Source organism: Lysinibacillus sp. Ag94, from assembly GCF_023242215.1.
Classification (GTDB): Bacteria; Bacillota; Bacilli; order Bacillales_A; family Planococcaceae; genus Lysinibacillus.
In genome coordinates this window covers 3,705,015-3,717,332 of the sequence record NZ_CP096780.1, presented here as the reverse complement: position 1 = coordinate 3,717,332, position 12,318 = coordinate 3,705,015, and the positions used below count along the sequence as shown (strand labels likewise).

The window sequence follows — 12,318 nt, the reverse complement described above, 5'->3', positions numbered from 1 at the left end:
TGAAAACTGCTCAGCGAGCCCGAAGAATTGCTCAGGTAGACTAAAAAACCGTACAGGTGCTTCCTGTACGGTAGAAAAAAATATTTACTCTGTATATTTTGCTAGGAAGTTATTAATAGTTTTCCAGTAAGAGTCTCCAGCAACGCTTTCTGCAAGGCTATGTCCGGCACCTTCAACTATAAATTTCTCCTTCGGTACATTGGCAGCCTCGTATACTTGATCTAGCATATCAGATGGAACAAATGTATCATTACTTCCATGAATGAATAGCATAGGTGTTTTCGATTTCGCTACTTGCTTGACGCTATCAGCTTCACCAAGCGTATAGTCAGCCTTTAACTTCGTTACAATTGACGAAAACTGCATAATGGGGAATTCAGGTAAATTAAAGAGTGCTTGTAATTGATAGGAGAATTCATCCCAAACTGAGGAATAACCACAATCTTCAATAATAGCCTTAACATTGCCAGGTAGATCCTCTCCTGAGGCCATCATCACTGTAGCACCTCCCATGGAAACACCATACAAAATAATTTCAGCGTTGTTATTAGAACTGATCACATTATTAATCCAAGAGACTACATCAAGTCGATCATGCCAACCCATACCGATATAGTCACCCTCACTTTTTCCATGAGCCCTTGCATCAGGTACGAGAACATTGTAGCCTGTCTCATAAAAATGCTTAGCATACTTTGTCATTTGTGAGCCATCAGATGAATATCCATGGAAAACAATTGCCCATTTATTTGTTTCGTTTGTATTTTTAAGTGTATAGGCATGTAATTTTAAATCATCGAAAGACTGTATATAAGAGTCCTTGTAATTGTCTTTAAACCACTTCTCGCTCTCTTCTTTTTCTTTAGCATCCTTAGGACTAACAGCAATAGAATTGTGCGGAGCATTAAACACATCTGATTTATCAGTATTTGGATTTAAGGCAAAATTATAAAAATAATTCCCTGCAAAAAATCCAGCCACAACAAACAATACTAATAGCAGACTGATAATGGTAATAATCACTTTAAATTTTCTTTTCATATATTTCCCCCTAAAACTACTATTATGAATTATACACAAAGTTACTAATATGAAAAGTAGAAAATAGGGAAATAAAAAAAGGGAACGACTGAAATCGTTCCCTATGCTTAGTAAATTATTTCAATGGACCGCCAAGTTTCGTGATAGCTTCAGAAACATTTGAGAATTTCTTGAAGTTTTCGTTGAATAAACCAGCAAGTTCAGCAGCTTTTTTATCGTAAGCAGCTTTGTCTGCCCATGCATCACGAGGATTTAGCACTTCTGTCGGTACACCTTCAATAGAAGTTGGAATGTTTAAACCGAATACTGAATCTTTAATTGTTTCAACAGCAGTTAATTTGCCATCAATGGCTGCACGTACCATTGCACGAGTGTAAGAAAGCTTCATTCGGCTACCAGTACCATATTCGCCACCAGTCCAACCAGTGTTCACTAAGAATACTTGTGCACCGTGCTCGTCAATTTTTTGACCTAACATTTCAGCATAAACTGTTGCTGGAAGTGGAAGGAATGGAGAACCGAAGCAAGTTGAGAATACTGGTTCTGGCTCTGTTACACCACGTTCTGTACCAGCAAGTTTAGATGTGAATCCGCTTAGGAAGTGGTACATTGCTTGCTCTTTTGTTAATTTACTGATTGGAGGTAATACACCAAACGCATCAGCTGTTAAGAAGATGATTGTTTTTGGGTGACCTGCAACAGATGGATCAACAATATTTTCGATGTATTGAATTGGATAAGCTACACGCGTATTTTCTGTTAATGAACCATCATCATAGTCACAAACTCGAGTTTCCGGATCAACAGCTACGTTTTCTAGAACAGAACCGAAGCGGATTGCGTTGTAGATTTCTGGTTCTTTTTCAGCAGAAAGGTTAATTGTTTTTGCATAGCAACCGCCCTCAATGTTGAATACACCGTTATCAGACCAACCGTGTTCATCGTCACCGATAAGCTTACGGTCAGGATCAGCTGATAAAGTTGTTTTACCAGTACCAGATAAACCGAAGAATAATGCAACATCTCCAGCTTCACCAACGTTTGCTGAGCAGTGCATTGAAAGGATGCCTTGCTGTGGTAACAAGTAGTTCATAATACCGAAAATAGATTTTTTGATTTCACCAGCGTATTCAGTACCACCGATTAGGATAATTTTCTTTTCAAGTGATACAATGATGAATGTTTCAGAAGCAGTACCATCAATAGCAGGATCTGCTTTAAAGTTAGGAGCTGAGATAACTGTGAAGTCAGCAACATGAGAAGCCAATTCTTCTGCAGTTGGACGGATAAATAATTGATGAGCGAAAAGATTGTGCCAAGCGTATTCATTGATTACTTGGATGCTTAATTGTGAATCTTTGTCAGCACCAGCAAAGCCTTTGAATACGAATAATTCGTCACGTTCTTTTAAATATTTTACTACTTTTACATATAAGTTATCGAACACTTCAGAAGAAATTGGTCGGTTAACTTTTCCCCAGTCAATTTTATCCTTTGTGCTCTCTTCTTCTACCGTATATTTATCTTTAGGTGAACGACCAGTGTATTTGCCAGTTTCTGCACGAACTGCGCCATCTACTGTTAACATAGCTTCACCACGAGATGTTGCTTTTTCAGCTAATTGTGGTACTGAAAGTTGAACATTAATGTTACCGCCGTTTAATAATTCCTTCAGTTCGTTTGCAATTTCTACTGAATTCATCGATTAAATACCATCCTTTTTTATAGTATTCCCTTGAGTCTGAGGGAGATTTTCTTAATTTCAAAAATAGTATAACACAATTGCTTAAATAATCTATACTAATTCAGAAATTATTTTTCAGATTTTATTACTTTTCAAGAAAACGACAAAAAGTAAATTGATTCGTTTTGATAATGCTTTTTACCCTATTTATAAGTGATCACACATTCACTTTCGAAACAGCAAAATTGTGTTTGGAAGCTTGGCTGACATGGGGTTCGCACAGGATGTGAAGTTTTAGCTTGTTTTTATAGTTGGAGCGTTTCTTCGACTAAAAAGGGGCTCAATCATATTCATCCACCACATGTTCTGTAGCTAACGCCTTGCTTTTGCTACAAAATGTACTGTAAAGGGTTACACATATGTTAACACATGATGTGAGGTGGAGAGTAGGGATTATTTTGTTTTAATTTACAGCATAAGCCAAATTCCTTGCTTATAAAGCCCGTACTTTCTTTATAAGAATACAATCAATTATGCCACAGCATAATTTCGTCCAGAGACTTTAAATGGTTTTCGCATGAAAGCTGGAAGAAGATAAAAATATTTGACAATGTTCGACCATTTACGTATTATGAGATATTGAACGGATACTCTTATCCCGAGCTGGTGGAGGGTCAGGCCCTGTGAAACCCGGCAACCTGCATGAACTATTTCACGACATGCGCTGGTGCCAATCTGATGCAAGGGGAAACTCCCTTGAACGATAAGAGTGAAAGGTTACGAAGTCATTATTCCTTTCCTCATGTTAAGTAAGCGTGAGAAAAGGATTTTTTTATTGTTAAAAACGAATTAAAGGTAAGTATACAGTCCTTTCCTTATTATAATGACGGATCTTTCGAAAATCCTCGTGTTAAAAGCAGCAGCTGTTTAGTTGTGCGAAAGCGTAGTGACTGTAACAAATGTTTACTGTGCGAAAGTGCAACGGCAGCAACAACGGCTTGAGAGTTCAATCCTTATGGGCGAACTTGACATGGGTAATGAGTACCGTATTAATTCGCAATTATTATTTGTAAAAGTAATAGGAGGAAAATCAAATGACAAACCGTCGACTGTTTACATCAGAGAGTGTAACAGAAGGACATCCAGACAAAATTTGTGACCAAATCTCGGATGCCATTTTAGATGCTATTTTAGCAGAAGATCCAAACGCGCGTGTAGCGTGTGAAACAACAGTAACAACAGGCTTAGCGTTAGTAGCAGGAGAAATTACTACTTCTACTTATGTAGATATTAAAGGTATCGTTCGTGATACTGTAGCAGAAATCGGTTATACACGTGGGAAGTACGGCTTTGATGCTGAAAACCTAGCAGTACTTGTTGCGATTGGCGAGCAATCACCTGATATTGCCCAAGGTGTTGACCAAGCATTAGAGGCGCGTGAAGGTTCTATGACAGACGCTGACATTGAAGCAATTGGTGCAGGTGACCAAGGTTTAATGTTCGGTTATGCATGTAACGAAACGCCAGAGCTTATGCCATTACCAATTAGTTTAGCGCATAAATTAGCTCGTCGTTTAACGGAAGTACGTAAATCTGGTGAATTAGCATATTTACGCCCAGATGGAAAAACGCAAGTAACGGTTGAATATGATGAAAACAATATACCAGTACGCGTTGATACGATTGTAATTTCAACACAGCATGATGAAGAAGCTACACTTGAGCAAATTCAAGCAGACTTAAAAGAATTCGTTATTGCTCCAGTTGTTCCAAGTGAATTACTAGATGCCGATACTAAATATTTCATTAACCCAACTGGCCGATTCGTAATTGGTGGTCCTAAAGGGGATGCTGGTTTAACTGGACGTAAAATCATCGTTGATACATACGGTGGCTATGCACGTCATGGTGGAGGTGCTTTCTCAGGTAAGGACGCAACTAAGGTAGACCGTTCAGCGGCATATGCAGCACGCTATGTGGCGAAAAATATCGTAGCTGCTGGTTTAGCTGATCGAGCTGAAGTACAACTAGCTTATGCGATTGGTGTTGCTCAACCTGTATCTATTGCTGTTGATACATTTGGTACAGGAAAAGTTGCAGAAAGTGAAATTGTAAAATGGGTACGCGAGCTATTTGATCTACGCCCAGCGGGGATTATTAAAATGCTTAACCTCCGTCGTCCTATTTATAAGCAAACTGCCGCATATGGTCACTTCGGTCGTACAGATTTAAATGTACCTTGGGAACAAACAGACAAAGCTGACGCATTAAAAGAAAAAGCAGGTTTATAAACTATTTAGCTAAAGCAATGAAGTGTTTGGAAAAATATTTTAAAATACTATTACAGAAAGGGGCTCAATATTCTTATAGCCCCTTTCACTGTTTTTTAACGAAAAAAATAAGCTCCTAATCATAATCATGGAGGGCTCGGTTACCCAAGAAAACGTGGAGCTGCTTTGATTTAGTTATATTAATTTTTTGGTTGAAGAGATTTATAGTATTGCCCCTTTTCTACATATTCACGTATGATGCGTTCCATATCTTCTTTATCTTCATCATTTAATTCTCTTACAACCTTTGCAGGACGGCCAAGTGCTAAGCTATTTGGAGGAATTACTTTACCTGGAGGAACTAGACTACCCGCCCCAATGAATGCACCCTCTCCAATCTCCGCTCCGTCTAATACTATAGAGCCCATACCTATTAAGGCTTTTTTTCGAATCGTACAGCTATGTAAAGTTACTTGATGTCCTACTGTTACTTCATCTTCAATAATGAGTGGATATTTGGGGCTTTGATGTAAGCAACAGAGGTCTTGAATACTAACTCTTTTTCCTATAATTGTTGGTGATACATCTCCTCGAATAACTGTGTTAAACCAAATGGTTGTTTCAGCACCTATTGTAACGTCGCCAGTAACTGTTGCATAATCAGCAATGAAAACAGAAGGATCGATATTGGGTCTTTTACCTTTAAATGGATAGATCATGAGTATCGCCTCTTTTCTTTCTATGATGTAATATTATCGTATCAAATACGCAACATGATGGAAATATAAAATTAAAATGATCTAGATATTCCGATATAATCATTGTGTAATTATTTTTTTAGGAGGACTATGTGAAATGTGGAAATGGGAAGCTGATGGACAAGCAAAGGCTGTGGTTGCTATTCTTCATGGTGCATATGAAAATCACCGTTGGTATGCATGGCTTATAGAAAAACTTAGATTGGAAGGCTTCCACATAGTCATGGGGGATTTACCTAATCATGGAGTAAATGTAGGATATTCAAAAATTCACGATGAAGATTTTAAAGAATACAACAAATATACAAGAAATTTAATCGAGAATGCATTTTCGTATAATTTACCTGTCTTTTTAATAGGACATGGGCTTGGCGCGACTCTATTACTACATACCATGCAAAAACGAAAATATGAATGTGCAGGAATTATTTTAACTTCACCATGGCTTCATTTAAAGCTATTGCCAGGTAAACTCTCAAATGCTTTAACTAGTTTAAGTGCCTTGACTGCCAATGTGAAACTGACCCATGAAATTACATTAGAATTATTAACGCGCAGTATAGAAGGTAGAGATGAGATGAAGGATGAAGTTCCTTTTTCATCCGTTGTTTCAGTAAAATGGTATCGTGAGCTACAACAAATGATGCGCAATTTAGTGTTATTGCCTAAGGCTGAATTCCCAAATAGGCCGATGTTAGTTATGACAGCTGAAAAAGATAATATTACTGAAACTAAACAAACAAGAAATTGGCTTTATCAGATGGAATTTACAGAGTTTCAATTCAAAGAATGGGCAAACTGTTATCATAATCTATTTCATGAAGTAGAGCGTGACGAGATTTTTGTTTATATACGAGATTTTATTAATAATGCTCTGCGAAGAATTGGCTATATAATTGAATAGTGAATTTCCTCTCCAATTAACTAGAAAAATTACTAACTTTTTGTTTCTTGAATATAATATTGTAATTTTCAGAAAAGTGTAATACTATAATGACTTAAAGTAATGCTTTTCAAATTGGAGGGGTAAGATGGAAACAATTGTTGGGAAAATTAATGAGATTTTATGGGGACCGTGGTTTATTTATGGCATTTTGTTAATTGGGCTCTTCTTTTCAATCATTACACGGTTCCTACAAGTAAGACACATTAAAGATATGTTTGTTTTAATGTTTAAAGGCGAAAAATCGGATAAGGGGATTTCCTCTTTCCAAGCAATGTCTATTGCATTATCTGGTCGAGTAGGTACAGGTAATATTGCCGGTACTGCTACAGCAATCGGGATGGGGGGACCTGGTGCTGTTTTTTGGATGTGGGCAATCGCCTTTATCGGTGCGGCAACTGCTTACGTGGAGTCGACGTTGGCTCAAATTTATAAAGAAGAGAAAGATACAGAATATCGTGGCGGGCCAGCTTTTTACATAGAAAAAGGAATGGGGCAAAAGTGGTTTGCAGTTATTTTTGCTGTCGCCGCATTAGCTGCCATGTTAATTTTGATGCCTGGTGTTCAATCGAATGCAATTGCGACAGCAGTTGAAAACGCTTTCGATGTTAAGACTTGGATAACAGGACTTATTATTGTCGTACTATTAGGTACGATTATTATCGGTGGTGTAAAATGGATTGCCAATGCTGCACAGGTCATTGTACCGTTTATGGCATTAGCATATATTTTGATGGCCATCGTCATTATTGTCATGAATATTAAAGAAGTACCAGCTGTATTTTCATTAATTTTTTCTAGCGCATTTGGTGCGCATGAAATCTTTGGTGGTGTTATTGGCTCTGCTATTGCATGGGGTGTTAAACGTGGAATTTATTCGAATGAAGCCGGTCAAGGGACAGGCGCGCATCCGGCAGCGGCAGCAGAAGTATCACACCCTGCTAAACAAGGTATCGTTCAAGCAGCTTCTGTGTATATTGATACGCTATTAATCTGTTCAGCTACAGCATTTATGATTTTATTTACGGGTATGTATAATGTACACGATGAAAAAGCGGGCGCTGATACATTTGTTTATGTTGGTGATTTCAATAAAGGCGAATTAACTGGAGAAGAACAAATTACATTTGCGAAAAGTATTAAAGAAGGCGCAGCATACACACAATATGCGGTTGACTCTTCACTACCAGGGTTTGGTGGACCATTCGTAGCGATTGCCTTATTCTTCTTTGCTTTTACGACAATTATGGCATACTACTACATTGCAGAAACGAATGTAGCTTATTTATTCTCAGGAGGTACAGAAAAAGTCTTCATATGGCTGGCTAAATTTGCAATTTTAATTTCTGCATTTTACGGTACAATCCGTACATCCGATCTTGCTTGGGCAATGGGGGATGTTGGGCTAGGTCTAATGGTTTGGATTAACGTTTTAGCGATATTAATTATTATGAAGCCTGCTATAGTCGCTTTAAAGGACTATGAGAAACAGAAAAAAGAAGGAAAAGATCCTGTTTTTGATCCTCGTAAACTAGGAATTAAAGGAGCAGATTTCTGGATAGACTATAATGACAAACGTAAAAATAAATAGATAAAAAAGAGAAAGCTATCTAATAGATTTTAATAGTCTATAAAGTGTACCCTTTGTAAAGGACATTTTGAAAAAAAGCTAGGCAACCTTTTGAAGCTGCTGTCTGTATTTTGCAGGCGGCAGCTTTTTCAAGTTCCATTGCCCTCGATAATGGTTGTAATATATCATATAACTTTTCACTTCTCGTTTTACTTCTTCTAATGTTTCGCACGCTTTCAGATTAGTTTCATCTTTAAAATGGCCGAAGAAGGATTCTTGCGGGGCGTTATCCCAACAGTTTCCTCGGCGTGACATAGATTGCCCTAGTCCCATATCCTTCACAAGTTTCTGGAATTTTGGATTCGTATAATGGAATCCTTGATCTGAATGAATAAATGCATCGTTCGTTAAATGGTGGTGATTTCGCTTCAATTTACGAAGAGTATTGAGCGCGATATCCATACTTAATGAAGCTGATACTTCATACGCTAAAATTTCGTTTGTCTCAGCGTCCTTAATCGTTGATAAATAAGCACGTTTGCCGTTTCCGTACGTCAAATACGTGATATCTGTTAATAATACTTTTCCTGCTACACCTTGTTTAAAGTTACGCTGTAATTCATTTGGACATGTACGATGTTCTTTTGTCGCTTTGGCCATTCTACGTGCCGGATTAGCTTTTCGAATTGGACATACAATCTCGAATTTCTTCATAATGCGGCGTATACGTTTTAAGTTATACGTAATCCCATATTGATTTTCTAACGTCATTTTAATTTGACGTGCACCCTTTCTTACGTCCTCGGAAATGATACGCTTTTAAAATAATTTCTTTGATAGCTTCATCTGCTAACTCATGGGCTGCACGCTTTTGTGTCGATTTTTCTGCGAAATAATTATAGTAACCTGAACAAGATACGCCCATGATTTCACATAGATAGCTAACTAACCGTTTTAGTTTATATTTTTGAATCGTTTTACTGATTAAATCAAATTTTAGTTCTGTTGCGATTGTTATTTCTTCTTTAACATCTGCCTTTCGAGTAGATCGAGCTTTTTTAAAAGTTCATTCTCCGCTTGTAATAATCGATTTTTCGCTTCTAATCGTGTAATTTTTTCTTCTAAACTTAATTCTCGTTCTATTGGACGACCTGACTTCGTTTTCCGTGTATCTTGTAGACCCGCTACTCCAGTTGTACGATAAGCTGCACGCCACCGCTTTCCCGCTGAACTAATGCGCTTTAAACCAATCAGTTCAACATCTAAACCGGCCTCTTCAAAAATCATTCTTGGGAGTTTTCCTTTTTCATTTTCTGCAATAAAATGGCGTTTAAATTCCTCAGTATAAGTAATCGCTTTATCACTAATAGCTTGGACATTAGGATTACAGTTAAGTTGTTCTTGCTCTTTTTTAGTAAATAATTTTTTCGTCATTTATTCCGCTCCGACATCTTTTTTCTAATTATAAACAAAAGTACCCTATAGGATAGACTTTTTTCAAAGTGTCTATCTTATAGGGTACAGTTTACTATTAGATAGCTTTTTTAATTTTATAAAAGAAAATAAATTTTCTGTTGACTGCAATAGAAAAAGAAGGTATATTTTGTTTTAAGGAAATTATCTTTCCTTTAAGAAACTTTTTGGGAGGAGGTGAAAAGATGACTGTGTTCCATTTACCGAAACTATCATATGATTATGATCAGTTGGAGCCTTATATAGATGCTAGAACATTAGAAATTCATCATTCTAAGCATCATGCTACGTATGTAAATAATTTAAATGCGGTCTTAGAAGGTCATAAAGACTTGCAAAATCTGTCATTAGAGGATTTATTACGCAACCTTGATATACTTCCAGCTGACATTCAAACAGCTGTACAAAATAATGGTGGAGGTCACTATTGCCACAGTTTATTTTGGGAATTGATGAGTCCCTGTGGTGGTGGCAAAGCGACTGCAGATATGGGAAAGGCGATTGATTATTATTTTAAAACGTTTGATAATTTTCAGGATCAGCTTTCTAAAGCAGCAATTGCCCGCTTTGGAAGTGGGTATGGCTGGCTAGTGCTAGATGGCGAACAATTAACCATTATGAGTACAGCTAACCAAGACACACCTTTAAAAGAAGGGAAAATTCCGTTACTCGTTATTGATGTATGGGAACATGCATATTATTTGAAATATCAAAATCGCCGACCTGAATTTGTTACGAATTGGTGGAATACTGTCGATTGGGATAAAGTCAATCAACGATATGTGGATGCAATGAAGCAACAAACACTTTTAAAATCTAACTAAGCGAAGTTAATTAAGGTAATTTGACATGAAAGTAATAATTAAGTACTCCTCCCTATCCCCCGCGCCATCGGGGGATATTTTCTTGTCAAAATTAAAAGGCTGATTCCAATGTTCTATCGGAATCACGCCTTATATCGAAACGTTCTATTTAACTTTACGAGTAATCTTTCATTTTCTCCAAAGCTATCACAAAGGGTGGATCATTTTGTTGATTTAGAAACTCGTATTTTAATACATGTACATATTTTTGGGGAAGTTGACTGACATATTCTATCACTGCATCCCGTTCTTCCTTACCACCAGGATGACCGTGATAAATGACAAGGACAATAAGACCACCGATTTTGAGCAGCTTTAGCAAATCTTCAATTGCTTGTATCGTTGTATTTGGCTGTGTAACGATGTCGTGATTACTACCAGGCAAATACCCAAGATTGAAAATGGCAGCAGCTACCGGCTTGTGTACATAGTTGGCTACTTCTTCATGCCCTCTATGCAAAATAAGGGCACGGTGCTCTAAGCCATTATCTAAAAGGCGGTGGAGAGTTGCATCAACAGCGCCCTTTTGAACATCAAATGCGTACACTTGCCCTTCATCGCCGACAAGCTGTGCTAAAAACAATGTGTCGTGGCCGTTACCCGCTGTGGCATCTACGACAGTGTCTCCCTCTTCAACTGTATCTGTTAGTAACTGTTGTGCATATTGTAAAACACGTTGTAGCTTCATTTGGCTACCTCAGCACGATAAAATTTCCCTTGCCAGCTTCCACGTCGTTCAAGCTCAGCATCAATGCCATTTAGTACTTCCCATTTATTAACACTCCACATTGGGCCAATCATTAAATCAATTGGTCCATCGCCTGTGATACGGTGAATAACCATATCCGGTGGTAGAATTTCAAGTTGATCTGCTACAAGCTTTGTATAAACGTCCTGATCTAAAAACTCTAACATGCCCTTTTCATATTGCTTAACCATTGGTGTACCTTTTAAAAGGTGTAGTAAATGAATTTTAATGCCTTGTACATCAAGTTTTGCAACTTCACGAGCAGTTTCCATCATCATGTCATAGTCCTCAAGTGGAAGACCATTAATAATGTGCGAGCATACGCGAATACCATGCTTTCGTAGCTTATTAACACCTTCCACATATGTTGCATAATCGTGGGCGCGGTTGATAAGATTTGCGGTTTTTTCATGCACAGTCTGAAGTCCGAGCTCAATCCATAAATAGGTACGCTCGTTTAATTCAGCTAAATATTCAACTACATCATCTGGCAGACAATCTGGGCGCGTTGCAATGGATAATCCAACAACACCCTCTTGAGCCAACGCAGCTTCAAATTTTTCCTTTAATACAGGAAGTGGTGCATGTGTATTTGTATATGCCTGGAAGTAGGCCATATATTTGCCGTCTTTCCATTTTTGATGCATTTTGTCACGAATTTCAGCAAATTGTACCTCGATAGGATCAACTTTATTGCCTGCAAAATCACCTGAACCTGCGGCACTACAAAACGTACAACCTCCGAAGGCAACAGTACCATCGCGATTTGGACAGTCAAAGCCTGCGTCTAGTGCTACTTTAAAAACTTTATGACCAAATTGCTCACGTAAATAGCGATTCCATGTATAATATCTTTTCCCATCTGAAGGAAAAGGAAAGTTTGTCTCTGTCATTTATTTCACTCCTCTAACATTATATTTTATCACGTTTCTAGTGCTTCCGTCATGATTTATGTGAATGACTCCGAG

General features: G+C 37.7%; 11 protein-coding genes and 1 riboswitch. Of the genes, 4 read left to right on the top strand and 7 right to left on the bottom strand.

What is annotated here, in order from left to right; translation table 11 throughout:
- Positions 1-84 precede the first annotated feature (84 nt).
- Together MY533_RS17305 and pckA are read right to left on the bottom strand one after the other, a co-directional pair.
- Positions 85-1,041 carry an alpha/beta hydrolase gene (locus MY533_RS17305; protein WP_248716944.1) on the bottom strand — a complete coding sequence of 319 codons (957 nt, stop codon included), beginning with the start codon at positions 1,039-1,041 and terminating at the stop codon, positions 85-87.
- Between the two features lie 115 nt (positions 1,042-1,156).
- The gene (pckA, locus tag MY533_RS17300) at positions 1,157-2,743 is read right to left on the bottom strand and encodes a phosphoenolpyruvate carboxykinase (ATP) (protein ID WP_248716943.1); all 1,587 of its coding nucleotides are present in this window, start codon (positions 2,741-2,743) and stop codon (positions 1,157-1,159) included.
- Between the two features lie 632 nt (positions 2,744-3,375).
- Positions 3,376-3,495: riboswitch (SAM riboswitch) on the top strand.
- A 324-nt stretch (positions 3,496-3,819) separates the two neighbouring features.
- Between pckA and metK the strand changes: the two genes are divergently transcribed.
- On the top strand, positions 3,820-5,016 hold the full coding sequence (gene metK / locus MY533_RS17295) for a methionine adenosyltransferase (RefSeq protein ID WP_248716942.1): 1,197 nt from the start codon (positions 3,820-3,822) through the stop codon (positions 5,014-5,016).
- 179 nt (positions 5,017-5,195) lie between these two features.
- On the opposite strand, the gene MY533_RS17290 is transcribed toward metK, so the two are convergent.
- Positions 5,196-5,714 carry a gamma carbonic anhydrase gene (locus MY533_RS17290; RefSeq protein ID WP_248716941.1) on the bottom strand — a complete coding sequence of 173 codons (519 nt, stop codon included), beginning with the start codon at positions 5,712-5,714 and terminating at the stop codon, positions 5,196-5,198.
- Positions 5,715-5,850: 136 nt separating this feature from the next.
- On the opposite strand from MY533_RS17290, the gene MY533_RS17285 reads away from it, so the two are divergent.
- Both MY533_RS17285 and MY533_RS17280 read left to right on the top strand, forming a co-directional pair.
- A complete protein-coding gene (locus MY533_RS17285) occupies positions 5,851-6,657 on the top strand; it encodes an alpha/beta hydrolase (protein WP_248716940.1) in 807 nt (268 codons plus the stop codon).
- Positions 6,658-6,784: 127 nt separating this feature from the next.
- Entirely contained in the window at positions 6,785-8,287 is a 1,503-nt protein-coding gene (locus MY533_RS17280; protein ID WP_248716939.1) for an alanine/glycine:cation symporter family protein, read from the top strand.
- A 78-nt stretch (positions 8,288-8,365) separates the two neighbouring features.
- On the opposite strand, the gene MY533_RS22200 is transcribed toward MY533_RS17280, so the two are convergent.
- Positions 8,366-9,076, bottom strand: coding sequence for an IS3 family transposase (locus tag MY533_RS22200; RefSeq protein ID WP_256469536.1), 711 nt, complete (start codon positions 9,074-9,076; stop codon positions 8,366-8,368).
- A gap of 204 nt (positions 9,077-9,280) precedes the next feature.
- Positions 9,281-9,700, bottom strand: coding sequence for an HTH domain-containing protein (locus MY533_RS22195; protein WP_256469448.1), 420 nt, complete (start codon positions 9,698-9,700; stop codon positions 9,281-9,283).
- A 224-nt stretch (positions 9,701-9,924) separates the two neighbouring features.
- Between MY533_RS22195 and MY533_RS17270 the strand changes: the two genes are divergently transcribed.
- Positions 9,925-10,563 (top strand): superoxide dismutase, encoded by a 639-nt coding sequence (locus MY533_RS17270; RefSeq protein ID WP_248716938.1) that lies wholly within the window; start codon positions 9,925-9,927, stop codon positions 10,561-10,563.
- 154 nt (positions 10,564-10,717) lie between these two features.
- Here the strand turns inward: MY533_RS17270 and MY533_RS17265 are convergent, their stop codons facing one another.
- Together MY533_RS17265 and MY533_RS17260 are read right to left on the bottom strand one after the other, a co-directional pair.
- Positions 10,718-11,290 (bottom strand): tRNA 5-(aminomethyl)-2-thiouridylate-methyltransferase MnmM, encoded by a 573-nt coding sequence (locus tag MY533_RS17265; RefSeq protein WP_248716937.1) that lies wholly within the window; start codon positions 11,288-11,290, stop codon positions 10,718-10,720.
- On the bottom strand, positions 11,287-12,243 hold the full coding sequence (locus MY533_RS17260) for a tRNA modification radical SAM protein MnmL/YtqA (RefSeq protein WP_248716936.1): 957 nt from the start codon (positions 12,241-12,243) through the stop codon (positions 11,287-11,289). Before MY533_RS17260 ends, MY533_RS17265 begins: the two co-directional genes overlap by 4 nt.
- Positions 12,244-12,318 lie beyond the last annotated feature (75 nt).

Coding starts and splice junctions, on each gene's coding strand:
- MY533_RS17305 (WP_248716944.1), bottom strand. CDS start 1,041: ATGAAAAGAAAATTTAAAGTGATTATTACCATTATCAGTCTGCTATTA.
- pckA (WP_248716943.1), bottom strand. CDS start 2,743: ATGAATTCAGTAGAAATTGCAAACGAACTGAAGGAATTATTAAACGGC.
- metK (WP_248716942.1), top strand. CDS start 3,820: ATGACAAACCGTCGACTGTTTACATCAGAGAGTGTAACAGAAGGACAT.
- MY533_RS17290 (WP_248716941.1), bottom strand. CDS start 5,714: ATGATCTATCCATTTAAAGGTAAAAGACCCAATATCGATCCTTCTGTT.
- MY533_RS17285 (WP_248716940.1), top strand. CDS start 5,851: ATGTGGAAATGGGAAGCTGATGGACAAGCAAAGGCTGTGGTTGCTATT.
- MY533_RS17280 (WP_248716939.1), top strand. CDS start 6,785: ATGGAAACAATTGTTGGGAAAATTAATGAGATTTTATGGGGACCGTGG.
- MY533_RS22195 (WP_256469448.1), bottom strand. CDS start 9,700: ATGACGAAAAAATTATTTACTAAAAAAGAGCAAGAACAACTTAACTGT.
- MY533_RS17270 (WP_248716938.1), top strand. CDS start 9,925: ATGACTGTGTTCCATTTACCGAAACTATCATATGATTATGATCAGTTG.
- MY533_RS17265 (WP_248716937.1), bottom strand. CDS start 11,290: ATGAAGCTACAACGTGTTTTACAATATGCACAACAGTTACTAACAGAT.
- MY533_RS17260 (WP_248716936.1), bottom strand. CDS start 12,243: ATGACAGAGACAAACTTTCCTTTTCCTTCAGATGGGAAAAGATATTAT.